27 protein-coding genes are annotated in these 26,369 nt (G+C 47.3%); 10 read left to right on the top strand and 17 right to left on the bottom strand.

The features are described 5' to 3' along the window. Together QCB45_RS07965 and QCB45_RS07960 are read right to left on the bottom strand one after the other, a co-directional pair. Entirely contained in the window at positions 1 to 486 is a 486-nt protein-coding gene (locus tag QCB45_RS07965; protein ID WP_279420387.1) for a thioredoxin fold domain-containing protein, read from the bottom strand. 9 nt (positions 487 to 495) lie between these two features. Further along, positions 496 to 1,383, bottom strand: a complete 888-nt coding sequence (locus tag QCB45_RS07960) for a Dyp-type peroxidase (RefSeq protein WP_279420386.1) — start codon at positions 1,381 to 1,383, stop codon at positions 496 to 498. 248 nt (positions 1,384 to 1,631) lie between these two features. Here QCB45_RS07960 and QCB45_RS07955 point away from each other — a divergent pair, with 248 nt between their 5' ends. Continuing rightward, the gene (locus tag QCB45_RS07955) at positions 1,632 to 1,832 is read left to right on the top strand and encodes a hypothetical protein (protein ID WP_279420385.1); all 201 of its coding nucleotides are present in this window, start codon (positions 1,632 to 1,634) and stop codon (positions 1,830 to 1,832) included. A 22-nt stretch (positions 1,833 to 1,854) separates the two neighbouring features. Here the strand turns inward: QCB45_RS07955 and QCB45_RS07950 are convergent, their stop codons facing one another. From QCB45_RS07950 to rpmH, 8 genes are all read right to left on the bottom strand, one after another. Further along, positions 1,855 to 2,166, bottom strand: coding sequence for a hypothetical protein (locus tag QCB45_RS07950; RefSeq protein ID WP_279420384.1), 312 nt, complete (start codon positions 2,164 to 2,166; stop codon positions 1,855 to 1,857). A 181-nt stretch (positions 2,167 to 2,347) separates the two neighbouring features. Then, positions 2,348 to 3,223, bottom strand: coding sequence for a CHAD domain-containing protein (locus tag QCB45_RS07945; protein ID WP_279420383.1), 876 nt, complete (start codon positions 3,221 to 3,223; stop codon positions 2,348 to 2,350). A gap of 84 nt (positions 3,224 to 3,307) precedes the next feature. Next, on the bottom strand, positions 3,308 to 3,904 hold the full coding sequence (locus tag QCB45_RS07940) for a YigZ family protein (RefSeq protein WP_279420382.1): 597 nt from the start codon (positions 3,902 to 3,904) through the stop codon (positions 3,308 to 3,310). A 61-nt stretch (positions 3,905 to 3,965) separates the two neighbouring features. Next, positions 3,966 to 5,321: a tRNA uridine-5-carboxymethylaminomethyl(34) synthesis GTPase MnmE gene (gene mnmE / locus QCB45_RS07935; protein WP_279420381.1), complete on the bottom strand. Its 1,356-nt coding sequence runs from the start codon at positions 5,319 to 5,321 to the stop codon at positions 3,966 to 3,968. An 82-nt stretch (positions 5,322 to 5,403) separates the two neighbouring features. Further along, a complete protein-coding gene (locus tag QCB45_RS07930; protein ID WP_279420380.1) occupies positions 5,404 to 5,736 on the bottom strand; it encodes a hypothetical protein in 333 nt (110 codons plus the stop codon). Positions 5,737 to 5,772: 36 nt separating this feature from the next. Next, positions 5,773 to 7,431, bottom strand: coding sequence for a membrane protein insertase YidC (yidC, locus tag QCB45_RS07925; protein WP_279420379.1), 1,659 nt, complete (start codon positions 7,429 to 7,431; stop codon positions 5,773 to 5,775). Positions 7,432 to 7,442: 11 nt separating this feature from the next. Next, a complete protein-coding gene (gene rnpA, locus QCB45_RS07920; RefSeq protein WP_279420378.1) occupies positions 7,443 to 7,916 on the bottom strand; it encodes a ribonuclease P protein component in 474 nt (157 codons plus the stop codon). A 16-nt stretch (positions 7,917 to 7,932) separates the two neighbouring features. Further along, positions 7,933 to 8,067: a 50S ribosomal protein L34 gene (gene rpmH / locus QCB45_RS07915; protein WP_279420377.1), complete on the bottom strand. Its 135-nt coding sequence runs from the start codon at positions 8,065 to 8,067 to the stop codon at positions 7,933 to 7,935. Between the two features lie 329 nt (positions 8,068 to 8,396). Here rpmH and QCB45_RS07910 point away from each other — a divergent pair, with 329 nt between their 5' ends. The 5 genes from QCB45_RS07910 (at position 8,397) to recF (ending at position 14,188) form a co-directional block, all read left to right on the top strand. Beyond that, the gene (locus tag QCB45_RS07910; protein WP_279420376.1) at positions 8,397 to 9,200 is read left to right on the top strand and encodes a sulfite exporter TauE/SafE family protein; all 804 of its coding nucleotides are present in this window, start codon (positions 8,397 to 8,399) and stop codon (positions 9,198 to 9,200) included. Positions 9,201 to 9,421: 221 nt separating this feature from the next. Beyond that, on the top strand, positions 9,422 to 10,855 hold the full coding sequence (gene dnaA, locus QCB45_RS07905; protein ID WP_279420375.1) for a chromosomal replication initiator protein DnaA: 1,434 nt from the start codon (positions 9,422 to 9,424) through the stop codon (positions 10,853 to 10,855). 28 nt (positions 10,856 to 10,883) lie between these two features. After that, a complete protein-coding gene (gene dnaN / locus QCB45_RS07900; RefSeq protein ID WP_279420374.1) occupies positions 10,884 to 11,993 on the top strand; it encodes a DNA polymerase III subunit beta in 1,110 nt (369 codons plus the stop codon). Positions 11,994 to 12,183: 190 nt separating this feature from the next. Further along, positions 12,184 to 13,077, top strand: a complete 894-nt coding sequence (locus QCB45_RS07895) for a cation diffusion facilitator family transporter (protein ID WP_279420373.1) — start codon at positions 12,184 to 12,186, stop codon at positions 13,075 to 13,077. 10 nt (positions 13,078 to 13,087) lie between these two features. Next, positions 13,088 to 14,188, top strand: coding sequence for a DNA replication/repair protein RecF (recF, locus tag QCB45_RS07890; RefSeq protein WP_279420372.1), 1,101 nt, complete (start codon positions 13,088 to 13,090; stop codon positions 14,186 to 14,188). A gap of 147 nt (positions 14,189 to 14,335) precedes the next feature. Here recF and QCB45_RS07885 read toward each other — a convergent pair whose 3' ends face one another. After that, the gene (locus QCB45_RS07885) at positions 14,336 to 14,770 is read right to left on the bottom strand and encodes an Hsp20/alpha crystallin family protein (RefSeq protein ID WP_279420371.1); all 435 of its coding nucleotides are present in this window, start codon (positions 14,768 to 14,770) and stop codon (positions 14,336 to 14,338) included. Between the two features lie 365 nt (positions 14,771 to 15,135). Between QCB45_RS07885 and gyrB the strand changes: the two genes are divergently transcribed. Continuing rightward, positions 15,136 to 17,568: a DNA topoisomerase (ATP-hydrolyzing) subunit B gene (gyrB, locus tag QCB45_RS07880; protein WP_279420369.1), complete on the top strand. Its 2,433-nt coding sequence runs from the start codon at positions 15,136 to 15,138 to the stop codon at positions 17,566 to 17,568. A 230-nt stretch (positions 17,569 to 17,798) separates the two neighbouring features. Then, the gene (locus tag QCB45_RS07875; protein ID WP_279420368.1) at positions 17,799 to 18,743 is read left to right on the top strand and encodes a phosphoribulokinase; all 945 of its coding nucleotides are present in this window, start codon (positions 17,799 to 17,801) and stop codon (positions 18,741 to 18,743) included. Positions 18,744 to 18,812: 69 nt separating this feature from the next. On the opposite strand, the gene QCB45_RS07870 is transcribed toward QCB45_RS07875, so the two are convergent. The 4 genes from QCB45_RS07870 to hemF form a co-directional block, all read right to left on the bottom strand. Continuing rightward, positions 18,813 to 20,687, bottom strand: a complete 1,875-nt coding sequence (locus tag QCB45_RS07870) for a TIGR00341 family protein (RefSeq protein ID WP_279420367.1) — start codon at positions 20,685 to 20,687, stop codon at positions 18,813 to 18,815. Positions 20,688 to 20,833: 146 nt separating this feature from the next. Next, a complete protein-coding gene (locus QCB45_RS07865; RefSeq protein ID WP_279420366.1) occupies positions 20,834 to 21,541 on the bottom strand; it encodes a hypothetical protein in 708 nt (235 codons plus the stop codon). A 93-nt stretch (positions 21,542 to 21,634) separates the two neighbouring features. Continuing rightward, positions 21,635 to 22,003, bottom strand: coding sequence for an RNA-binding S4 domain-containing protein (locus tag QCB45_RS07860; RefSeq protein ID WP_279420365.1), 369 nt, complete (start codon positions 22,001 to 22,003; stop codon positions 21,635 to 21,637). An 11-nt stretch (positions 22,004 to 22,014) separates the two neighbouring features. Further along, complete coding sequence (gene hemF / locus QCB45_RS07855) at positions 22,015 to 22,962, bottom strand: oxygen-dependent coproporphyrinogen oxidase (RefSeq protein WP_279420364.1); 948 nt, start codon at positions 22,960 to 22,962, stop codon at positions 22,015 to 22,017. A 189-nt stretch (positions 22,963 to 23,151) separates the two neighbouring features. On the opposite strand from hemF, the gene QCB45_RS07850 reads away from it, so the two are divergent. Next, positions 23,152 to 23,913 (top strand): DUF4197 domain-containing protein, encoded by a 762-nt coding sequence (locus QCB45_RS07850; protein ID WP_279420363.1) that lies wholly within the window; start codon positions 23,152 to 23,154, stop codon positions 23,911 to 23,913. Between the two features lie 11 nt (positions 23,914 to 23,924). Further along, complete coding sequence (locus QCB45_RS07845; protein WP_279420362.1) at positions 23,925 to 24,740, top strand: M48 family metallopeptidase; 816 nt, start codon at positions 23,925 to 23,927, stop codon at positions 24,738 to 24,740. Positions 24,741 to 24,784: 44 nt separating this feature from the next. Here QCB45_RS07845 and QCB45_RS07840 read toward each other — a convergent pair whose 3' ends face one another. After that, positions 24,785 to 25,333 (bottom strand): L-threonylcarbamoyladenylate synthase, encoded by a 549-nt coding sequence (locus QCB45_RS07840; RefSeq protein ID WP_279420361.1) that lies wholly within the window; start codon positions 25,331 to 25,333, stop codon positions 24,785 to 24,787. Between the two features lie 49 nt (positions 25,334 to 25,382). Continuing rightward, positions 25,383 to 26,336, bottom strand: a complete 954-nt coding sequence (locus QCB45_RS07835) for a homoserine kinase (RefSeq protein WP_279420360.1) — start codon at positions 26,334 to 26,336, stop codon at positions 25,383 to 25,385. Between the last annotated feature and the right edge of the window lie 33 nt (positions 26,337 to 26,369).

Below are 26,369 nucleotides of genomic sequence, written 5' to 3'. Positions count from 1 at the left end.
TTACTCCGGAATCCGCTTGTCATTACCCAACTTTTCCAAAGCCTGATTAATACGCTGCTTGAAATAGTAAGGAAAATAGTCGTACGCACCTGAATTTTCCATGCGAATTCCCAGCTCTTCGCCTTGGGAATTTACAAACACCAGTCTTGGAAAGGTAGTGACATTATAAAGTTCGGCGATTTCACTTCTTCTTACTTCATAACCGTCAAAGTCGATTACCTTGTCGTCCGCGTCAGCCTGAAGTTCGACAATCTCGATATAATCTGCCACCAAACCATTTTCGACCATCGGCAGCAGAGCGTTCTCCTCAAAACGCAAACACGGCGGGCACCGCTCACGAGTGAAATAAATCACCAATGGCACGTTTTTCGCCTTAGCCTGCTTGGCCACGGCCGAAAAGTCCTGAACCTCCGTCAGCCGCCAATCACCCGCCTGAACAGAAACCGTTAACAAAGAAAACAACAATACCCAGATCCATTTAGCCATTACTCTCTCCTAATCGATGCCTAAAGCGCTCAGATCGACATGATGACCTTTCATTGGAGGACACCAGTAATAACTGCCGCTGATTGGATGGGTAAAAGTAAACAAAGCGTCCGTCACGCCATCCTCTTTACCCACCATCCGTTTCAACACGGCCTCATAAGCGTCGAAAGAGTGACCGAATGCCGTGAACACCAATCCCAATTTATCGCCTTCCGACCAAGGCATCGAACGTCTGACCATAAATGCTTCGGGATTGAAAGATTCCTGAGCCGTACGCTTAACATGTGCAGATTCGGGAGCCTCGTCGATTTCCTCATTATCGGAAATCCGGCGGCCAAAAGTATTGTCTCTTTGTTGTGGCGACTTGGATTGAAACTGTGCCAGATCGTGCACCCACTGTTGCACAGCGACGAAACTCGAACCGGTCAACTCGCCTTCGGTCACTACGGCCGCTTGAACAGCTTCATCGCCCACTGGATTCTCGGTTCCATCTTCATAACCGGTCAAATCCTGAGCATTGCCGTATTTAAAAGATTCAATACGCTTTTCCAATCTAAAAGCCGGCGACAACTCACCAATCAGTCGATTGGCATTCAGCACAATTTGGCCCCGGTCACGCCCTCGGAACCACAACCATAAAGCTTCCGGAGTAGAAGGTATCTCAATCCCCTGATTCACCATGGCGGGAAAAAGCCGTAGACCTTCTATCTGATTACCCAATGCGTTGACCAATGACAGACCGATGCCAAGTACAATGGAACTTCCGTCCACTTGCGGGGCAAGGTTCTTCAGAGCCGCTCGGTAATCGGCGCCCGGTTTTAAGGAAAAACTCAGATAACATGCTTGGTGTGGAATGGGTTTGAGAATGGCGGGTTGTACCAAACGTTCTAACTTCATGAATTACAAAACCTCTTCGTTTTTACGGCCATTAAGGAACGCTTGAACATTAAATTATGATTAGTAAATTTACCATCTCAAGCACGATGCAACAAGTTTTTAGCAGGACTGCTTGGCCATACAAACCTTTAAATTGGTCAATTTATTAGTACTTACCCTCGACTCAAAACGGAAGGAAAAGGAAAAAACTCAAAACAGAAAGATCGGTTGCTATAATTCGAAAACGAACTTTTTAAGGCAGGAACACAATGCTAACCATACTGATTACAGGAATGATTCTAACTGCACTGGCCCTTGGGATTTTGTGGGGAGGATTCAAACTGCTTCAAAAGCAACCAAGATTCAAACAATCGCTGAATAGCCGCAATGCCAACAAACGCATGTTGCAACTTACGCTTTTGATCTATTTCGTAGGAATCACTGCCACCATCGCAATGATGGCAATGTAATCGACTTTATATTTTTAACCGATTAATCGCGGCCGTATCCCATTCCTGGGCGATCTTTTTGATTCACGTGGCCTCTCTCCATTGGAGGCTCATCCGGCAATTCCACGCCTTTCTCTTGGGCTCGAATCTTCATCTCTTCATGATGCTCTTCACGGATTTGCTGACGCTCTTCAGCGGATTCCGCTTCACGCATTCTCATCTGATATTCATGCCGTTCTTCCTGAGTCATTAACTGACTACCGTAAACCGGCTCATCCGCCGCCATAGACGACGACATTGGCAAAGCAAACAGCGCAACTAAACACAAAGATTTAGCGTATGTAAATCTCGACATAACTTCACCTCATTTCATTAGGTATTGATTGAAAAATCCTTCCGTTTTCGGAAAAGACGCCGCTAAGTGTATGCTCAATTCTTCGGTAAAAGTAATGAATTTTTTCTATGGAAATTCGTGCAAAATAAATTCCATTAATATAATGGTTTTTAAAGGCCCAAGTCGAGCTAAACGCCTTGCATTATGGGGATGCATAGAGACCTTCAGCCAAATGCTTGACCTGCTTGCGTAGTTGTTTTTGATATTGCTCACATGCTTCGACTATTCGAGCAAGCGTCTCACGACTTTCCGTTGAATCAAAACCTTGTTGCAAAAAGTCTTTCAAGAGATCCATATCATGCTCGATACCGAGCAGATTTCCGAGTTCATCCAACTTACGTACGCTTTGTTTCTTACTTTTGACACCAAGTCCTTTCAACAATTTAAGTTGGTAAAACACGTATTTGACCCATTTTCGCCATCGGTGCCGCTTTTCCGTATCCGCTTTCTTATGAACAGCTTGTTCGGACAGCCTCAAGCTGCGCGTCACACTTTTATGCAAAGCTTTTTGAATGGATCGGTTCTTAATGGATTCAAAATCCAGTCCCGACCAAACCGACCGTTCAAGCTGTAGCGATGAAATCACTGTCGACCAGCGGATGGATAAGGTCTTAAAGTTCGTATTCAAGGAATGGTTCAACTGCCGCAACAAGGATTCGGCAACCATTCTTTCAGAACCTTCGAGCCGATCAAGAATTAAGGACAGTGAATCAAACAGCACATATTGATCGCGCTGTCCTCCCAGCAGTTTTGCCGTGTATTTGATACGTCGGTCGGCAGCTTCAAAGACTGGTTTGTCAACCGAATCGCGAACCAGTCGCCAATAAGCCCGAAGACGCTTGAAAGTAACACGAAGGTCATGGATCGATTCCTTGAGGTTGCGTTGATCCGATTGACTCAGAACCAAAGCCTGATCGATCAGATCAACCACATTTTTCTGAATCAACGGCGCCAAGCCCACAGAATTGAATTCTTTGATATGCTGCTCTATCCACTGGTCCGTTGTCAGGGTTTCCATGGCCCACTCCTTGCCTGAACATTTCGATACTGCCAACTTTGATATTAACTTCAAATTTTGACAATTTAATGACGCTACAAAGAATTATTCGAAAGAATATGTACAGCGGTTGGCACGCAGAGTGGCGCTAAGACCATCCACCTCCTCATCAGGAACTTCCGCTCTGATGGTCACCTGATGTTGATAATCGACGGAGAGCAATTCACCGTTTACCTGGCCCAACCAATGTCTTACGTTCTGCTCCAGGGCAAAGTCGCAAACCACTTCCATCCCGGTCATCGGAATCCGCTCCTGGGTCGGCAATATCTCCATGACCGCTTGTGCGGCTTGGCCATAGGCTCGAGTCAAACCGCCCGCGCCCAATTTAATACCACCGAAATAGCGTACCACGATGATCATGACATCACCGATGCCCTTATGTTGCAACACATTCAGAATCGGTTTACCGGCTGTTCCCGATGGTTCACCATCGTCCCCCATCCCTGCATTGGTGGCGCAATTGGGATTGCCAAGCTGATACGCCCAGCAGTGGTGACGGGCATCCGGATATTCCGCCTTGATCTCTTCCAGCCATTCCATACCTGTTTCACGTGAAACAACATGCCTGGCGTAAGCGATGAAGCGGCTCTTTTTGATCTCTATTTCAGCGACGGCCTGCTGGGCAGGAATCGGATAGGACATAGGACTCTCTAGACATTCGATTTTTAAACTGAACAGGCCTGTTCAAAACAAGCTTGTCCGATTATTTCCCGATACAGAACGACGTGAAGATTCGTCCCAACAAATCATCGGAACTGAAACGCCCGGTGATTTCCGAAAGCGCTTCCTGAGCCAGACGAAGATCTTCCGCCAATAACTCTCCTGCGGCAAACGCCTCCAACTGATGCATACCGTTCTCGGTCCACTGCAAAGCGGTTTGCAAAGCGTCCAAATGGCGTTTACGGGCCATGAAAACCCCTTCACCGGTCTGCTGATAACCCATGACGGTTTTCAGGTGATCCGTTAGGAGGTTCAGTCCCAATTTCTGTTTAGCCGACAACCAAATGACTGTTCGTTCGCCCTCTTCCTCCACCATGGGTTCGTGGCCGATCAAATCGATCTTGTTACGGATTAATGTGACCGGGATATGGCTTGGCAACTTATCTAGAATGAGCTGATCTTCCGGATGAATCTTCTCTCCGGCCTGCAACATCACCAGTACTCGATCCGCATCGTCCAACGCCCGCCAAGCTCGCTCGATTCCAATCTGCTCGACCTGGTCGGTTGCTTCCCGAACTCCGGCGGTATCGAGTATATGCAGCGGCATACCGTCGATATTGATCTCTTCCTTAACGATGTCACGAGTGGTACCGGCGATATCGGTAACAATCGCACTTTCTCGACCAGAAAGCGCATTCAGCAAACTCGACTTACCGGCATTTGGGCGGCCAAGAATGACCACCGACATCCCTTCACGCAACAAAACACCCTGCTGTGCGGACGCAAATACGGCATGAAGACGGTCCAGAATATGGCGAAGCTGCCCGGCAACTTTCCCGTCAGAGAGAAAGTCGATCTCTTCTTCCGGAAAGTCGATCGCCGCTTCAACATAAATTCTCAGTTGCGTCAGCTCTTCGACCAACTGGTCGATTTGAGCGGAGAAATCCCCCTGCAAAGAACGCAGCGCAGAACGCGCCGCCTGGTCGGAAGACGCTTCGATCAAGTCGGCAATCGCTTCGGCCTGAGCCAAATCCAGCTTATCGTTCATGAAAGCCTGTCTGGAAAACTCACCCGGTTCCGCCAAACGCGCACCCGACTCAACCACTCGTGTCAGGATCCACTCCAACACAACCGGCCCGCCATGCGCCTGCAATTCCAAAACGTCTTCTCCGGTAAAAGAATTCGGACCGGGAAAATAGAGTGCAATTCCCTGATCCAAAACCTCATCCTGACTGCCGTAAAACGGACCGTAATGGGCGTAGCGCGGCTTAGGAGTACGCTTTAGAACCGTCTCCGCAATCTGCAAGGCATGTTTGCCCGAAACACGGACAATCCCCACACCGCCTCTTCCCGGTGCAGTGGCAATCGCGGCAATCGTGTCATGGTTTTCAAAATCCATAATAGTTGGCTTCCAACAAATGATACAAACAAAAAACGCCCTTACGGGCGCTTTGATAACAGGGTTCGGTCAAAACCGACTCTTAGGCGACCGTTTGATAAACCGTGGTTTTCAAATCCGTCACATAGCCTTTCTGAGAGAACTCTTCCATCGTTTTATCCAACTTCTTCTTGGACTTAAAAGTCATCTCTTCCTCTTCACCGTTAATCTTGAAAGACAAAACGTATAACGGTTTGGTCTCTACGTCAGGCTGAGCCGAAGAGGCGGCTTCAACAACAGGAGCCGACCCGTTTTCCAAAGGCATATAACCGTCTTTGGTTTTATAGCAAATCGGTTGCATACCATCGGCAACGATGTATTCCACCTTGCCGTACATCGGATGGTCGGTACCCGGTTTCTGATAAGATAATTGCATTCTCTATCCCTTTTCTATCTAGATGCGCTATCGCGCTTATTTCTCTTCACCGGCTTCGATTTTTTTGGTGATATACCACTGCTGACTCACCGAAAGGATATTGTTCACAACCCAGTATAGAACCAGACCGGCCGGGAACCACAAGAAGAAGAACGTGAAGATGAACGGCAACGCTTTCATGACTTTCTGCTGCATCTCGTCCATCATCGCCGAAGGATTCAACTTCTGCTGTACATACATAGTGATACCCATGATGACCGGCAGGATGTAATACGGATCCTGAACCGATAAGTCTTCAATCCACAACATGAACGGCGCTTGACGCATTTCCACCGAATACAACAGTACCCAATAAAGTGCGATGAATACCGGCATCTGAATAAAAATCGGCAAACAACCACCTAGCGGGTTAATCTTCTCTTCCTTATACAGCTTCATCATTTTCTGCTGGAAGATTGCCTTATCGTCACCGTAGTTCTCTTTAAGCTGCTGAAGCTTAGGCTGGAACTTCTTCAAACGCGCCATTGAACGGTAAGAAGTTTCAGACAACTTGTAGAACACTAATTTGATCAACAGCGTCAATAGAATGATGGCCACACCCCAGTTACCGACCAGGCTATGGATATGGTTCAGCAACCAGAAAATCGGCTCGGCCAAGAAGGTCAGGATACCGTAATCGATGGTCAACTCCAGACCCGGTGCGATATTGGCTAACACATCTTGTTTTTCAGGCCCGATATAGATTTTTGAGCTCAATTCACCTGTTGCACCCGGTTCGATCGTAACCAGAGGTTCAACCACACCCACTGCATAACGGTCATCACCCAATGCTTTTGCATAGAAAGAGTTCTGTGCATCCTGGTTTGGAATGATCGCAGTCAGGAAGTACTGCTGGATCATCGCTCCCCATCCGCCGGTGACCGCTTTACCGGTGACCGCCTGGGTATTCAAATCATCAAACGAGTGTTTGACATATTTCTCTTCTGCATTACCGTCATACAGAACTGGACCTGTATAGGTATGCATCATGAAATTACTTTCAGGGTTAAAGCTATTACGCACCAGTTGCGAATACAGGCTACCCGACCATACGGACTGAGTAGTGTTTTCAACTTTATAGTTCAACCCGACGACATGACTGCCTTTTTTGAAGGTATAAGTCTTGGTGACTTTAACACCATCCTTCTCCCAAACCATCGGCACCGCCAACGTATCACCAGTCATTTCGAAACGGTCCTGGCTTACCTGATAAACCGCCTTATGGTTAGGTGCAGGCAGTTGTGCTTTTGGCTGCGTCGCAATCCCGTTCTGGGCGACATACAACAACGACCCTGTATCACTCATGATATGGAAAGGCTGGCTAGGATCATGGGAAGCGCCGTAATCCATCAACTTCGCATCACGGATATCACCCCCGGCAGTGTCGATGATCAAATCAAGCGTATCGGTCGTAACATGAATTCGCTGACCTTGCTGCATCTTAGTTTGCGCAGTTGGAACTGCGTCTTTATGCGCGGCTGTCGCATTGACTCCTGGAACATCCGAAGGCGCTGCAACCGAAGCGTCAGTTGAGCTCTCTACCTGAGCAGATGCTGCATTTTGTTCAGTCGACGGTGCAGTAAACTGCATCCACTGAAGCCAAATCCAAGTTAGCGTAAAGGCTAAAGCTAACCACCAGAACGATCTCATATTCATGATTTAAACCTTTAATTCTTCTCTTTTACTTCTTTAATTCGGTCTTTTAAGTCACTTTTACGAATTTTACGTACCAAATGCAAGAAGCTGTTATGCAGGGTCTTATTATCGATATCCTGAGTCCCCTTGCGACCCAAAACCACAATATCATACCCATTTAGGTCCTGCTTATGTAACCTAAATGCCTCTCTTGCCATTCTTTTTATTCGATTACGCCAAACCGCGCGTTGTAATTGCTTTTTACTGATCGCCAAACCCAGTCTCGGATAGCTTTTTTGATTTGGACGAACAATCAAAGTCCAGTGACGATTCGCGAACTTTTCGGCATTGCTGAAAACATGCTGAAAATCTTTAGGGGAGAGTAATCTTGAAGATTTGGAAAAACCGAATTTCGGTTCTTTGGAGAGAGGAGGTAAGTCCCGGTGAGTTTCAAACTCATTATTCGAATTCATAAACCCACCAGACTTTGCTTCTGTGTGTACCATCGCAGCACACCCAGGATTACACAGTTAAGCGCTTACGTCCTTTTGCACGACGAGCTGCAATAACTTTACGACCGTTTTTAGTCGCCATACGAGCACGGAAACCGTGAGTACGCGCACGCTTGATAACGCTAGGTTGGAATGTACGTTTCATGTCAGTTGTCCTTAAATTTCTAATTCCCAAAGCGGAAAAAACGGGAATTATATAGAGTTATCAATAAGAAAACAAATATTTTTAGCAAAATCGGCAAATTCATTTCAGGATAAATCCTTTAACAAAATGAAGTGCTTACTCTTAAGATAAGAACATTTAATTATGCGCCATCGGACGATTTTCTTCAAAAATGATTTTTTAGGGCAAAACAACCGCAATCAAGAAGTCTTAATTATATATTCAGACTCGGTATAATCTGTGCCAATATAATAAAAACCCATAGAAAAGCCACACCCCTTTTATCAAGCCAAAACCAGATAATTCCGCTTATGCCAGAAACTTTCTTTCTTGAATTCAGCATCTATATGATCACCGGCGCCTTTGTCGGTTTTGCAGCAGGCCTGCTCGGAATCGGCGGCGGCCTGATCATCGTTCCGGTATTGACCAGCGTGTTTGCCTATTTCCTGAACACGGAACAGATCATCCACCTGGCCATCGGAACCTCTCTGGCAACCATATTGATCACATCACTGTCTTCGGTCAAAGCGCACCACGGCCATGAAGCCGTGCGCTGGGATCTGGCCAAACAGCTGGTTTTAGGCGTTCTCGTCGGCGCTTTTGTGGGTGGCTGGAGTTCTCAATTCGTCGCCTCAAATATTCTCGGATACATCTTCGCAACCATGGAGGTTCTAATCGCCTTGAACATGCTATTGGCGATGAAGCCAAGCGCTCACCGTGAAATACCGGGATTTGCCGGTAATACCGTAGCGGGCATCGGGATTGGCGGACTCTCTTCACTGGTCGGTATCGGTGGCGGAACTCTGACCACACCTTATTTGGTCTGGAATAACATTACAATGCATCAGGCTATTGCCACTTCGGCAGCGGTGAGTTTACCAGTCGCCTTTGCCGGAACCTTTGGTTATCTGCTTGGCGGACTGAATGCACAAGACCTGCCTCCCTATGCCACTGGCTATATTTATTGGCCTGCATTCATTGGTATTGTTCTGGCAAGTGTGTTCACCGCGCCACTCGGAGCCAAGCTGGCACACAAACTTCCGGTTAATCTTCTGAAAAGAGGTTTTGGCGTCTTCCTGCTACTACTTGCAGCCAAAATGCTGTTTTTTTCATAATTTTTGAATAACTGTAAAAAAACCAATAAAACCAACTAGTTATATACAAAAACACAGAGTTATCCACCCAGGTCGTCCACAAAGTTATCCACAAAAATAGACTATGAATTAAAGTTATTCACAGTTATACTTGTGCTTACATTTTTAGACCACACCAAAACGGTTTAAAAAACAAAATTCCCCCCTCTCCAAAAACGGCTTAGCACAATGTTTGTGAGGGGATGTTTTGTGCGAAAAATATAATAAAGGATACTCTCTTGGCATCACTGTGGGCTCAAAGTCTTAAGCACTTAGAAAACGATTTGAACGATCAGCAGTTCCATACTTGGATTCGTCCCCTTCAAGCAATTGAAGAAGACTCGGTAATCCGTTTGTTGGCACCCTCATCGTTTATCCTTGATTGGGTAAACAAAAAGCTGATGGACAATATTCGCCAAGCCGTTGCCATCGCCGCGCCCGTCAATACGCCGGAAGTCAAACTCGAAATCGGTGATTATGCGATTGAAACCATCGAATCGCCGGAACAGACCGTACCGCAACCCTTACAGACTAAAGAAGAAACGCCTAAGAAAACAGCTAAGAGCAAAGCCGAATCCAGCGCCGCCTCTAGTCCGGCAAGCGGCAAAAGTACCATCAAACACGGTTTGAACTCAAATTTCACCTTCGATACGTTTGTTGAAGGTAAGGCGAACCAGCTTGCAGCGGCAGCGGCCCGTCAGGTTTCTGAAAATCCGGGTGGCGCTTATAACCCGTTTTTCATCTACGGCGGCGTCGGCCTCGGTAAAACCCACTTGATGCACGCCATCGGTAACCAAATGATCAAAGACAACCCCAAAGCACGTGTTGTCTACCTACACTCGGAACGATTCGTTGCCGATATGGTTAACGCCCTCCGCCACAATAAAATCGACGAATTCAAACGCTTCTACCGTTCACTCGACGCACTGCTGATCGATGACATCCAGTTCTTCGCCAACAAAGAACAGTCTCAGGAAGAGTTCTTCCACACCTTCAATACGTTGTTGGAAGGCAACAAACAGGTCATTCTTACTAGTGACCGCTTCCCGAAAGAAGTAGATGGACTTGAAGACCGCTTAAAATCCCGTTTCGGCTGGGGCTTGACCATTGCCGTCGAGCCGCCTGAATTCGAAATGCGCGTTGCAATCCTTCTAAAGAAAGCTTCCGAATTCGGTTTTATTTTGCCGGATGAAGTGGCGTTTTTTATTGCCAAACGTCTACGTGGTAACGTACGAGACTTGGAGGGAGCCTTGAAACGTGTGGGCGCGTTTGCACAGTTCACGCAACAGACGCTAACCGTCGATCTGGTCAAGGAAGCCCTAAAAGATTTATTGGCTCTGCAACAGAAAATGGTCACTCTGGAAAATATCCAAAAGACCGTTGCGGACTATTATAAAATCCGTGTAGCGGATATTCTGTCAAAGCGACGTTCGCGAAACATCGCCCGTCCTCGACAGATGTCGATGGCGATCGCAAAAGAGTTGACCAATCACAGCTTGCCTGAGATCGGCGACGCTTTTGGCGGCCGTGACCACACGACGGTTTTACATGCCGTTCGCAAGATCAAGGAACTACGTGAAACCGATCATCGCATGGATGAAGATTTCAACAGCTTAATTCGAATCATCACAAACTAATTTAAAATTAACGTAAAGAGTGCTTAAGATGAAAATCAGTCTTTCTCGTGAAAACCTTCTGAAAGTATTACAAACTGTTGGCGGTGTGGTCGAAAAGCGCCAAACCATGCCGATTCTTGGCAATGTGTTATTTGATATCTACCAAAACACCCTGACGGTCACGGCTTCCGACTTGGAAATCGAGACACGAGCTCAGACTGAATTAGAAAGTTGTGAAGTCGAACAGTTCTCCATCACGCTTCCGGCGATCAAGCTGATTAACATCGTACGCTCGTTACCGGACGGCCTGACCATCATTTTAGATTTCGAAGAGTCACGCTGCACACTTTCGGCGGGACGTTCCCGTTTCAAGCTTTCGACTTTGCCTTCAGATGACTTCCCAACCATTGACCTGACTCAGGCGGAAATGTCGTTTGCGATGTCCCAGCACCAGTTGAAACAGCTTATCCAGCACTCGAGCTTTGCCATGGCCAGCCAGGACGTGCGTTTTTACCTGAACGGCATGCTTTTCGACATCAACAACCAGTCGTTGCGTGTGGTCGCGACCGACGGACACCGTCTATCCACCTGTTCGACCGAATTGGCGATCGACGGCTTGACCCCGACCCAGGCGATCCTGCCGCGTAAAGGCGTGATGGAACTGTCGAAACTGATCGGCGACGACGACTCATTAATCCAGTTCTCTCTGGCAAAGAACTATTTGACCGTTCAATTTGAAGAAACCGTTTTCACCTGTAAATTGGTCGACGGCCGTTTCCCGGATTACCGCCGCGTCATTCCGCAGCATAACGACCAGGTTGTACAGACGGACCGAGAACTGCTGCGTAGCCTGTTACAACGTGCTTCGATTCTTTCGAACGACAAGTTCAAAGGAATCCGTTTCATTCTGAACAACAACCTGCTGGCGGTCAACGCATCAAACAGCGAACAGGACGAATCACACGAAGATATGGCGATCGATTACACCGGTCCGGATATGGAAATCGGTTTCAACGTCAGCTACATTCTGGATGTCCTGAACTCCATGCAGGAAGACTGCGTGACCATCCAGCTTAAGGACTCAAACAGCAGTTGTCTGGTCGAATCGACTTCGGATGTCTGCCACTGTCAGCATGTCATCATGCCGATGCGTCTGTAGTCGATACTTTCTGTATCAAGCCTTCGGTTCGCTGCATAAATGCGAGCCGAAGGTGCGATATTCATCACCTTTCACACCAGCCCGGTTCATTACCGTACCGAAAAAGACAATCTCTCGATCCTTACCTACTCAGCCGTTTTGGCTTAGAATAGATTGAAACTCGATTGATCGGCCATCAAACTAAGCGCTTATGATTAAATCCAGACTTGTCCGCATTGCCACCTACGTCTCGGTCGCCGTCGCCGTCAGCCTGGTTATGCTTAAAATTTACGCCTGGTGGCAAACCGGTTCGGTCAGTATTCTAGCCTCACTGCTGGACTCAGCATTGGACATCGCAGCATCCGTCATGATTGCCGTTGCCGTCCATATCGCGCAAACCCCGCCCGATAAAGAGCACCGTTTCGGCCACGGCAAAGCGGAACCCCTCGCATCACTTGCGCAAAGCGTTTTTATCGCCGGATCGGCAGGTTACCTGATTCTCTACTCTCTTGATCGTCTCTTTGGCGGATCGGCCCTGAAAGCGTCCGAGACCGGTCTGGTTATCATGCTAATCTCCCTGATCATGACGTTAGGGTTAATCGCTTTTCAACGTTACGTCATACACAAAACCCATTCCACGGCCATCAAGGCGGATTCACTCCACTATATGACCGATGTGTTGGCGAATATCCTGGTCATTGTCAGCTTGTGGCTCAGTCACATCCAATGGCTTGACCCACTTTTGGCCCTTGGTATCGCCGTCTGGATTCTGCGAAGTGCAATCGCCATCGCTAAAGACGCCGGCAACCAGTTGCTTGACCGTGAACTACCGGAAGAGATGCGTCAGCAAATCCAACAGATCATTCTTGGCATTCCGAAGGTCAGAGGATTCAACGACCTTCGTACCTACCAGTCCGGACCCAACTTTTTCGTACAGTTGGACTTGGAGTTGGATGACGAACTTACCCTTAGAGAGAGCCACCGGATTGCCGAGCAGGTGACCAAAGCGCTAACAGACGAATTCGAAAATCTTGACGTGATCATTCATCAGGAACCGGTGAGTTTAAAAAACGATCCCCAGCACCACACCTGGGGCGAAGAGTAAACGTTTCTGCATGACTCAAATCAATCAGCTGCACATCCAGCATTTCCGCAACTGCCAAGACGCCCAGTGCCGGTTAAGCACCGGGTTAAACCTGTTCGTCGGTGATAATGCGGCAGGTAAAACTTCTTTAATCGAAGCCATCTGGCTATTGGCGACGGGACGCTCGTTTCGAACCAGCAAAACTCAACACTTGATCGAACACGGCCATGAATCCAGTACTCTGTTCACCGAAGTGGCGTCCAGTCATGATGCCCACAAAACCCACCGGCTCGGCGTCCAGAAAAGTGCGACCAACACACTTCTGCGCATTGACGGAGAAAACGTAAAAGGACAAATTCAAGTTGCCAGCTTATTGCCGGTACAGCTGCTCACACCGGAAAGCCACCGTTTGTTGGAAGAAGGCCCTAAAGCCCGCCGTCAATTCATGGATTGGGGCTGCTTCCACCAAAGCCAGGAATTCATCCAGCTTTGGAGACACCATCAGAGAATCCTCAAACAGCGCAACCACGCCCTTAAAAAGCGTTTGCCTAAAGCTCAGGTTCAATTGTGGGATTATCAACTGGTGGATACCGCTCTCAAAATTGATGCAATTCGACAAGATTATCTGGAAGCGCTCACCCCTTACCTGACGACCTTCTGCGAGGCTTTGATGCCCGAAGTGCAACAGGAAGTTGTGTGCCAATACCGTGCCGGATGGCCGAAAAATACACCGGATCTGTTCGAACTGCTTGAACAGAATTTTGACAAGGATTTGCAACAAGGTCACACCCAGTACGGTGCGCACCGTGCCGATATCCGTTTCCGATTCGGTTCGTTGGAAGCGATCAATACGCTTTCCAGAGGACAACAAAAGCTGTTTGTTTGCGCCCTGTTACTGGCACAGGCCAGCCTGCACGAAAAGGTGGTCAATGAGCCGGTAATCATGTTGATCGACGACCTGCCCGCCGAACTCGATGAGACCCACCGCCTCAAACTACTGGAACTGCTACAGATTCTCAATATCCAGCACATCATAACCAGTACGGCCGAATCCTTGATTCCGGTGCTCAATCCCGAAACCACAAAGATCTGGTATTTGAAATCGGGACAGCTTTACCCAAAAGAGTGCTAAATAAGCCACTAAAACAAAATGGTTGGGCCAAAACCGGCTTTTTAAAAACTGAACAGGCCTGTTCAGTTTGCAAAATCGGAAGCAACGACCAGAAATAAAAAAAGGTCGAAAAATTCGACCCTATTTTCCTTAAAACGGCAATGGCGGTTACTTAACTTCCACCTGTTTGGCAGAACCGTTACGCTCTTTCTTCGGCAAGACCACTTCCAAGACACCGTCATTAGAAGAGGCCGTCACATTTTCCGAATCCACATTTTCCGGCAGGGTAAAACTGCGCTCAAACTTGCCATAACTGCTTTCCACCCGGTAATACTCTTCTTCCTTGACCTCTTCCTTGGTCTTTCGTTCGCCGGAGATCGTTACCCGATTGTCTTTCACTTCAACCTTGATGTCTTCTTTTTTCACACCAGGAAGATCAACTTCTATGTGATAGGCGTAATCACCTTCACGTGTATTAACCGACGGAGAAAATCCGGCTACGTTGGTTTGCGCTTTCTCGGTACTTGGAAACAGGCTCTGAAAACGCTGCTCCATCTCTCTAAATTCTTTAAAAGGATCCAAATTTCTTAATAACATACTCATGCTTTCACCCTCCATTTAAGGCATGATTGTAAAGAACATCCTCAAAATACTTTCTAAGTATCCAGAACCGTTATTCAAACGCGCCACAAAATCCAAATCAAATAGAAACAACTTATAAATTAATGATTTATATAGATTAAACTTATAAAAACCTCGGTCTTTAGACCCCCATTCGAACCGCTCAAAACAGACCCTAGTCTCATGCCACCGACAGCCAAACCAATAAACGGTTTTTATATACCCATAACCAGTTGATTTAAAAGGAAAATAATGAAGGTTTTAAGGTCGTACTTTTGCCCGCGATCTGTGCTATAATTTCCCGGATATTTTTGTATTTAAAATAACTCTATAAAGAACAAAATTCTATGACTGAAGAAACGCAATACGACTCCTCCTCCATCAAGGTTTTAAAAGGGCTAGATGCCGTTCGTAAACGTCCCGGGATGTACATCGGTGACACCGACGATGGGAGTGGTTTACACCACATGGTTTTCGAAGTGGTCGACAACGGGATCGATGAAGCCTTGGCAGGCCACTGTGACAAGGTGATCGTAACCATCCATACAGACGGTTCTGTATCGATTTCGGATAACGGTCGAGGAATCCCGGTCGGCATCCATGAAGAGGAAGGCGTTTCTGCGGCAGAAGTCATTATGACCGTTCTCCACGCAGGTGGTAAGTTCGATGACAACTCCTATAAGGTTTCCGGTGGTTTGCACGGTGTCGGTGTTTCGGTTGTAAACGCCCTGTCCGAAACCTTGACCCTGACCATCAAGCGCGAAGGTCATATCTGGAAACAGAGCTACACCCACGGTGTGCCGGATGCGCCGCTTTCTATTGCCGGCGATACCGACGAGACTGGAACCGAAATCCGCTTCCTGCCAAGTAAAGAAACATTCACCAACGTCACCGAATTCAGTTTCGATTATCTGCTAAAACGTTTGCGTGAACTTTCCTTCTTGAACTCAGGCGTGCACATCGAATTACTCGACAAGCGCGACGGTCGTCACGAAGTATTCGAATTCGAAGGTGGTATCAAAGCGTTTGTTGATTACATCAACACCAACAAACCGGTGATTCATGAGAAGGCTTTCTACTTCACCACCGTGAAGGACGACATCACCGTTGAAGTCGCAATGCAGTGGTCCGAAGCTTATCAGGAATCGATCTTCTGCTTTACCAACAACATTCCTCAGCGTGACGGTGGTACCCACCTTTCCGGTTTCCGTGCAGCATTGACTCGTACCTTGAACAGTTATGCCGAATCGGAAGGCCTGAACAAAAAATACAAGATGAACATCTCCGGTGACGACGCTCGTGAAGGTTTGGCGGCGGTCATCTCGGTCAAGGTTCCGGATCCTAAATTCTCGTCTCAGACAAAAGACAAACTGGTTTCTTCGGAAGTGAAAAGTGCGGTGGAAACCGCGATGAACGAAAAACTGGCCGAATTCTTGTTGGAAAACCCGAAAGACGCTCAAGCGGTTTTCGCAAAAATCGTCGATGCGGCCCGTGCCCGTGAAGCGGCCCGTAAAGCACGTGAAATGACACGTCGTAAAGGTGCTCTGGACATCGCAGGTCTACCAGGCAAACTGGCTGACTGTCAGGAAAAAGATCCGGCACTTTCTGAATTGTACCTGGTGGAGGGTGACTCCGCCGGTGGTTCGGCCAAACAGGGCCGTGACCGACGTACCCAAGCGATTCTACCTTTGAAAGGTAAAATCCTGAACGTCGAAAAAGCCCGTTTCGACAAAATGCTAGCATCCGCAGAAGTCGGTACCTTGATCACGGCGCTGGGCTGCGGGATCGGTGCGGAAGATTACAACATCGAAAAACTGCGTTACCACCGCATCATCATCATGACGGATGCCGACGTGGATGGTTCACACATCCGTACTCTATTACTGACCTTCTTCTACCGCCAGTACCCTGAATTGGTTGAAAAAGGATATATCTATATCGCCCAACCACCTCTTTACAAGGTCAAGAAAGGGAAACAGGAAGCGTACCTGAAGGACGATGCCGAACTTGAAAGCTATCTTTTGCAGACTGCCATCGACAACGCGGCGCTTTGGGTTTCCAAAGAAGGCCCGAGCATCAGTGGCGTCGCGCTGGAAAGCATGTCTAAGCTCTATTTCAAGACCGTTCACACCATCAACCGTCTGGCACGCCGTTACAACCGCAACTTCCTGGAGCTGATGATCGAATCACCTACCGTGAATGCGGACCTGTTGAACGACTTTGATCAAGCGAGCAAATGGGCTAACGAAATCCTGCCTCGTCTTAAAGCGGTCGGTGAAAAAGACAAGATCGAATATCAGATCAGCGTCGAACCTGCCAGCGATATGGACAGCGGAGCCAAATTCCAGATTCGCTTGCAACAACGCGAACACGGTACCTTGAGTTCTCAGGTTTACGATGCGGAATTCTTTATCTCCAAAGAATACCTGCAGATCGTCGAACTGGGTAATGCCTTACAAGGCCTGCTGACCGATACAGCTTACATCCAACGCGGTGAAAAGACCGAAGAAGTACAAAGCTTCAAGGAAGCGATCGACTGGCTGTTCAACGAAGCGAAACGCGGACAAAACATTCAGCGATACAAAGGTTTGGGTGAAATGAACCCGGAACAGCTTTGGGAAACCACCATGAATGCCGAAGCGCGTCGCCTGCTACAAGTCACCATCAATGATGCCATCCAGGCAGATCAGGTATTCACGACCCTGATGGGTGACGAAGTCGAACCTCGACGCGACTTCATCGAGGCAAACGCCTTGCAGGTTGAAAACCTCGACGTTTAACCGCCGATACCAACCCCAAAAACTCTGTCTTTACCTGACCCGAAAACACCTGTTTTCGGGTTAAAAGAGAGACTTATCGGCTAAAAAAAATAACTTCGTAGCAAAAATTTAATTTTGAAAAACAACAGCTTTTAGTTTCTAATACCCTGCTATTAGTCTAAAGCTATAAAAATATTAATACTTTTAAATGACCAGGCCCGGTCATTTTCGTTAAATTAGGAGACTGTGTTATGTCAGTAGAACATCCAATTGTAACCGTTACAGGTTCATCCGGTGCTGGTACGTCTTTCGTAAAACGTGCCGTAGAAAAAATCTTCGATCGTGAAAAGCTAAACGTCGCGATTATCGAAGGTGACAGCTACCATAAGTACAACCGTGCGGAAATGAAAGAGAAAGTAGCCGAATCCAAAGCAAATGGCGGTCCGGTTCTGACTCACTTCTCAGAATACGCAAACGAATTTGGCGAACTTGAAGCGCTTTTCAAAGAATATAAAGAAAACGGTACAGGTAAGCGTCGTTACTACATCCACAGCGACGAAGAAGCTGCAGAACATAACGCTCGTCTAGGCACCAACTTCTCATCCGGTGAATTCACGCCTTGGGAACCGATTCCTGAAGGAACTGACGTACTATTCTACGAAGGTCTTCACGGTATGGTTAAGCGTATGGATCACGGACCTGAAGAAGGCATGCACAACGTTGCTCAGTATGTGGACTTGGGTATCGGTGTTGCGCCTTCCATCAACATCGAATGGATGCAGAAAATCTACCGTGACACTTCTGAGCGTCCATATTCCGTTCAGCAGGTTCGCGACGTTATCCTTGAGCGTATGCCAGACTACATCGAGACCATCGTTCCTCAGTTCCACCGTACACACATCAACTTCCACCGTGTACCTTTGATCGATACATCCGATCCGTTCTCGACCATGTCGCCTGATGCACCTATGGGTCCAGCTCCGGAAGATTCATTGATCATCTGTCACGTACGTCACCAAGATGTTGATCTTGAAGCCGTCAAAGAACAGATTCCTGGTGCTTTCCTACAGAGACCTGACACTTTGGTCTGTAACGGTTCTCACATGGTTCAGGCTATGGATCTAATGATGACTCCGATCATTCAGAACCTAATCGCCAAGAAGCGTGCAGCTATGGCAGCGCTTGGTCAAGCTTAATCGTTGAATTACATTAAGCCTAAAAAAAACCCGCTTTATGCGGGTTTTTTATTGCTTCCTCCATACCAATCACCTGACTACGGCAACCGTTGCTTCCAGACGTATCTTCTGACCCAATCGGGTTTCGATTCGCTGTTTGACCTCACTGATCTGCTCACCTTTTAAAGGCGTATCAGAAAGCAGTTTTACCGACACATACATTGGATCACCGGTACGGATCTTAACATCTTTCACCTCAACACCTTCCGTTTCCCAACCCTCAAGCGCATAAACGACTCCTTGCTCCTCAACCATTTTGTCGAACGCCAGTACCAACGGCATACTGACCAAAACGACAAACGCCAAAGACAACAAAATTCCCTTTTTAGCCAAATGGAAAGGACTGAACCCCATAAACAGAAAAGTGGCAGACGCGGCCAGGATAATGCCGACCAAGTTAGTCATGAACAACAAAAACGCGCCCCAAAAAACGTCTAAATCCATCCAACCAATCCCGATACCGGAAACCGCCAACGGTGGAACCAAAGCCACCGCAATCGCGACACCGGCCAAGCTTTTTGCCACTTCTGATCGTGCACTGGCATAGGCGCCGGCTATTCCGGAAATAATAGCGATTCCCAGATCGAGAATAGTAGGACTAAGGCGCGCACCGATTTCATGATTAATCGTGTTCAATGGCGTTAATAAGGTCAAAATGGTTCCGCAAAAAAGAGCCAGTAGCACGCCGGTGAACAACGTTTTAGCACTGACCGAAATTAAATCACCATTTTGCCGCAATACACCCATGGAAAGTGAAATAATCGGCGACATCAAAGGTGCTAAAATCATCGCGCCAATGATCACCGGTGCGGAATTGGCAAACAAACCGAATGTCGCCAACAAGGTCGCCAATATCATCAATACCAGATAGGATTCCGAAATACGGGCATTTTCCTTGAGCGTAACAAACGTCTCTTTGACTTCTTCCTGATCCGTATGGTGAATCCAATGAAGCGGACGGTTGATCACTTCATTTACTGCCTGCCCTTTCGGAAGACCCGTAACTCGAATTGATTCCTTATGTTCGCTGATATCCAGTTTTGTTGGCAAACAACTGCTTAGTACCTGTAACGCATCGCTTTGTACCGAAATATCAATTCGGTCTGCAATTGATACTTTTCCATCCACGCTGTAATCGATATTTCCCTGGCTAGTGATCGTCATTGATGTCGTTTTAATATGACCCAAGTAGTCGGAAAGAGAAGCATTGCGTACCGTTTTTGGCAACACCCGTGTCAAGATAAAATGCACAACTTCCGAGATACTTCTCGGTGCCAAAATCACTGCATTCAAACTGGCTTCGTCTTCCGTGGTTTCACCTACTACACGTTTTGTGAAACTGCTGTTACTGGGACGATAGACAGCCGCAATGCCAAGCGCGGCGGTACTGACAACACTCTCTTTTGCGGTTTCGATTTTATAAGGAAGCAGACAGGTTTTACTCAAATTGAACGTCAACACGACCAATTGAGTTAATTTACTCCAAATGCTTTCGTCCACCCGCGCCGCAGGAATCATCGTCACCGGATTGCCAAGCATGACAGAACTGAGCACCAACTGCCCATTGCAATACATCAGGTCGGAACAGACAGGCGCTTCTGCAGCCACGATGTCAGCAATGGCATCGGCCAGTTTTTGAGGAATATTATAGGAACGATAAGCTCGATTCATATCCGGATGCGGTAAAAAACCAACCCACCACAAACGTTCTGAAGCGACTGGAATGAAACTATACAGGTCGTTGTCACCTAACCAAACCATCACCCGGGTTTGTTCGGCTAATTCAGGAAGGGATTGAGTGTCGAATGCTACGAAATCGCAATCGATTTCCGCCAAAAGAGGCCTGATTTCCTGATCAAAAACTTCCGTTTTTCCGGAATCATAGAACACTGTGTAGCTAACCACCGCCACTCCTTTGCAGGTCTTATATTTTGAATGGAATCCAGTTTACACACTTTTACGCACAACTACCAAGCATGTTGAAACATAGGAATAAAAAAACCCCCTGTCTTTCAACAGAGGGTTTCTTTTAAATCAAAAGCCGGAAAAGCTTAAAAACGATAGGTTACACCCGCTTGTAGAATCGGCAAGAAGGTGTAATCCCCTACATCACTCTGGATCTTGTTTGCTTCAGCATTCAGAGCATCCTGCACCAACTGGCTGGACGAAACGTCCTGAGGACCATTACCATCATTTGCGTCAACGGTACCGGTACCGGTCAACGTAACCTTTGGACTGCCGGTAAAAATAGCACCCACTTCAATCAATGCCCCCCAACCTTTTGCAGGAGAATTACCCCAACCGAAACTCAAGGTCGCACCATTGTCCCAATTAAGTTGACCGTTCAAAGCAACATTGGCATCAACATTATAGGTGGTATCACCGATAGTAACTGTCTGACCTGCTGAAGTTGTCCCTAAAGCCGACAACTTGAAATTGTTAACAGCGTAACCCGCTGAAAGGAAGAAAGAATTTCCAAACGGATGATAGTCCAAAGCCAAACGGTTAATCCCGCCATCGGCTTCAACATCGTATTTGATATCGGTATCACTGGTGGTTTCACTCAATGTCATTCCGGATGACAAAGCGCCGCGTACTTGCAACTGATCATTGATTGCATAATTCAACTCAAAAGTCGGGCCTGCGAACAAACCGTAATTTACACCAACACCCAATCCGTCCACGCTGGATGCCTGTGCATTAGCTGACAGCATCAATGAAGATGCCGCCAACAAAGAAACACGAACTACTTTTTTCATCTCATCATTCCGTTTGTTTGAAAATATAGAAGATCCATTATGTAAAAATATCCATAAAATATGAATAGGCATTTGTACCAAAAATGTACTTTTTTAGAATTCCATAGAGTCGATCTTGCGTCGGTCACGCTTGGTCGGCCGGCCAGCGCCTTTTTCACGGTATCCCACCAACGCCATATCGATACTCGGTTTGCGCTGGTTCAGAACCTCGTTATCTAACTGATAAAGCGTTTGCGCTTGCTCAGCAGAACCCCGCTTATCACTGACAATCAGAACCGTTACCTCAACCTGACGATGCGCCTGAGTGATCTTGAGTTTATCGCCGACAGACAATGTCTTACTCGGCTTCGGCTTGTGACCGTTCAATTCGATCTTTCCGCCCTTAATCGCGTCAAGCGCCACACCTCTTGTCTTGAAGAAGCGTGCCGCCCACAACCATTTGTCTACCCGTAACTTATCCATACGACAAACCGTTAAGCCAGCCAGTCCTTAGGTGATAGATAATCATACAATTCCGCTTCTTCCGTACCCGGTTCAGGCTGGTAGTTATATTTCCAAGTCGCCATCGGTGGCATCGACATCAAAATCGATTCAGTACGCCCTCCGGTCTGCAAACCAAAAATGGTACCGCGGTCGAATGCCAAATTGAACTCGGCATAACGGCCGCGTCGATAAAGTTGGAAATCACGTTGACGTTCGCCGTATTCCACCGACTTGCGACGTCCGACAATTGGACGGTAAGCCTTGATGAAATGGTCCCCGACCGACTGCATGAAAGCGAAGCACTTATCAAAATCCCAACCGAACGTGTCCGAATTCAGATCGTCGAAGAACAGTCCGCCAACTCCACGGGTTTCATTACGGTGTTTCAAATAGAAATATTCATCACACCATTTCTTGAACTTAGGATAAATCTCCTCACCAAAAGGATCGCACGCTTCCTTAGCCTGTGTATGCCAGTAAACCACATCTTCCTTAAATGGATAGTAAGGAGTCAGATCGAATCCACCACCGAACCACCAAACCGGTTCTTCACCCTCTTTTTCGGCAATGAACAAGCGAACATTAGCGTGAGATGTCGGCACATAAGGATTGCGTGGATGAATCACCAATGACACACCCAAAGCCTGAAAAGAACGGCCTGCCAATTCCGGACGGTGCGCCGTTGCCGATGCTGGCAACATTTTTCCGCGGACATGAGAAAAGTTAACTCCGCCCTTTTCGATGATTTCTCCGCCTTCCAGAACTCGGGAACGACCACCTCCGGTCAGACCCATCGCACCTTGATCTTCTTCACGCTCCCATTCGTCGACGATAAACTCGGCAGAGCCGTCCTCTTCCGCCAATTGCTGACAAATATCGTCCTGTAGACTCAAAAGATAGCGCTTAACCTCTTCGATATTCACTTGTGTGCCTGCCATATCCGTTCCATCGTTGATTCGTTTATATTGAACTTATTTTAACCCGAAGAAGGTTCTTTTCGTAAGGAATTAACCCTGCCATGAAATCCGCCATCCATCCCTTTCCTTGTATTTAACCTAAGTAAAAATTATTATTAGCACTTATCGGGACAAAATTTTTAATAGTCCGTTCAAACTTAAGGAATTGCAATGACACTAACAAAATATTCTAAAATCGCCTTAACGGCTTTCCTGATTAGTTACGGCTCCATGGCCCAAAGTAGCTGGTGGGAAGACGGGCTAGAACTCTTGAAAAACAGCCAAACCGATACTAAGACAGAATCCACAGCCGCTTCTTCCACCAGCCTTTCCAGCGAAGAGATCAGCAAAGCGTTCAAACAAGCTTTGAGCCAGGGATCGGAAGCGGTCGTCAAACAATTAAGCCTGAAAGACGGTTTCAATGCCGACAAAGCGATTCATATACCATTGCCTCAAAGCCTACAAAAGGTACAATCACTACTGGGACAAGTTGGAATGGGCAGTTTAATGGACGACCTGGAACTCAAACTCAACCGTGCGGCTGAAGCTGCGACACCGGAAGCCAAAGCACTGTTTTTGAATGCTATCCAGAACATGACATTTTCGGATGTACAGGTCATCTATAATGGGCCTCAGGATTCTGCAACCCAATATCTGAAATCAAAAACCAGCGAAGACCTTAAACAGAAAATGCGTCCGATCATCGAACAAACACTTAACAGTGTCGGTGCGGTCGCCGCTTATGACAAAGTCATTACCGAGTATAAAAGCATGCCCTTTGTACCGGATGTAAAAGCGAATCTGCTTGACCATGTCACCGAAAAAGGCATGGACGGCATGTTCTTCTACTTGGCTAAAGAAGAAGAGAGTATTCGCAAAGAACCAATCAAGCAGACCACAGAACTGCTTAAGAAAGTATTTGGATCAAACTAATAGAAATGACTATGAAATTCCTTAAATCAATTGTAATGGGGCTTGCGTTTCTAACGCTTTCAGCCTGTGTTCTTGGAACCCAAACCACCAAACAAGGTGCGGTAGGCGTCGAACGCCAACAACTGATGATGGTTTCCGAGCAGGAAATCAATACCGGCGCGATTCAGGCTTACAGCGGCATCCTTAAAGAAGCGCGTGAAAAGAAGACCCTGAATACCGATCCGGTCATGGTAAAACGTATCCGCACGGTCGCTCAACGCCTGATTCCACAGACTCGCATCTACAGAAGTGATGCGCCAAGCTGGAATTGGGAGGTCAACCTTATCAAGTCTGACCAACTCAATGCCTGGTGCATGCCAGGTGGGAAAATTGCTTTCTATACCGGAATCATCCAGAAACTCAATCTGACCGATGATGAAATCGCCGCCATCATGGGACATGAAATGGCGCATGCCTTAAGGGAACACGGCCGAGAACGCGCGTCACAGGCGCAACTGACTCAAGTCGGATTGGCTGCATTGCAGGCATTTACCGGATTCCAAGGACCAAGCATGGATCTCGCAGCCATGGCGATTAATGTGACACTGACCCTTCCAAACAGCCGAACCCACGAAACCGAAGCAGATCGAATGGGCGTGGAATTGGCTGCTCGCGCCGGTTATAACCCTTATGCTGCCGTCAATGTCTGGCAAAAAATGAGTAAGATGAATGGCAACGGAACGCCTGAAATCCTAAGCACACACCCGGCGCACGACACCCGCATTAAAGACCTGAACAAATACGCCAAACGGGTCGAACCGCTTTACCTAAGCGCGAAAAGAAACTAAAGGTTTCTATTTGAAAACCTGACAGGCCTGTCGGAAAAACCGGATTATCTAAGAATTTGCCCACTTCGGGCGTCTCGAATCTGGGTGGGTTTATCCAAACCACCCAGCTCACCCTTCAGGCAAAACAGACTGTCTCCAAACGCCTCAACCACTTCTTTGCACGATCTAGCAGGTGGCTGAGTCGTCAGATTGGCACTTGTTGAAACAATCGGCTGGCCGAAAGCATTACAAAGCTGTTGAACAACCGGATGATCCGAAACCCGAATCGCCACCGTATCCCGGCCTCCGGTAATCCAATCGGGCATCGCCTTTTTCAAGGGCAGTACCCAGGTCACAGGGCCCGGCCAGGTACCCAAAACGGAAGCTTCCCAAGGCGTGCCGCTTAACTGCACATAGGGCTGAATTTGATCCACAGAAGCCGCTACCAGAATCACCCCTTTTTCCATAGGTCTCTGTTTCACGTGAAACAGTTTCTCAACCGCATTGCGGTCAAAAGGATCACACCCCAAACCAAAAACCGCTTCGGTCGGGTAAGCGACCACTTCTCCGGCTTTCAGTAAATCAACCGCTTTCATTAAATCTGTGTCTTTCACGAATAGGCTTCTTGGGTTATTGGGGTTCTAAACAGGCCTGCCGATTTAATCAAGCAGACTGTTGATGGATTTTAAGAACACGCTTGAAGACCTTGGGATCCTTAATCTGGGTCATTTCCCCTTCACGAGGAATGTGCTTGTCTTTCAGGCGTGAAAGGAAGAAACGCAGTGCCGCAAGACGCAAAGCAGCCGGCCAGTTTTTCTGCTCAACATCGCTTAATGGGCGCTGCTTTTGATAAGCAGAAACCATCGCCTCAACACGCTCTTCATCAAAATGAATCTCCAGCGGATCTTCCGTATGTAATCGGCACCAATCGTTGACCATGACTGCCAAATCATAAAGCAATACCGAATTGCAGGCGTAATACAGATCAATGATTCCAGATAGCTTATCGCCATCGAACAGGGCGTTATCACAGAAGAGATCGGCATGAATCACACCTTGAGGCAACTCAAACCAGTCAATTTCAGACTGGTAATCAAGCTCTTCGGAAATCATCTGTTTTTCGTCCTCCGGCAGGTAACTTTCAATCTGACGGTAAGTGGTTTGCATCCAGTCCAGTCCGCGGTCATTGGCGCGTTTCGACTCAAAACCGGCTCCTGCCTGATGGAAACGGGCAAGCTGCTCACCCATCACACCGCATTGCACCACAGAAGGATCTTCCACTCCGCCACCGGTTAAACGTTCGACCAACGCGGCCGGCTTACCATAAAGCTCTTTCAGATAACCATTGGAAAGTGTTGCAACCGGATGCGCCGTTGGAATCTGGTGCTCGGCCATAAACGCCATGATGTCCAGAAAATACGGTAACTCTTCAAATGTGTGATGTTCGAAAATGGTGAGTACAAATCGTTTTGTTTCCCCGTTCAGGCTGGTATTGACGAAATAGTTGGTGTTCTCGATACCGGCACTGATGCCTTCAAAGGATTCCAGGGTTCCGACCTCATAATCCTGTAAAAATTCGATAAGCTGGGGTTCTTCAACGACTGTATAGACAGACATAGAGTAAAGTCTCGTTATTAGGTAAAATGATTC

It is taken from the genome of Thiomicrorhabdus sp. ZW0627 (assembly GCF_029767005.1).
Taxonomy (GTDB): domain Bacteria; phylum Pseudomonadota; class Gammaproteobacteria; order Thiomicrospirales; family Thiomicrospiraceae; genus Thiomicrorhabdus.
Note: the sequence above shows the minus strand (reverse complement) of the source record. Positions and strands in the feature narration are given on the sequence as shown.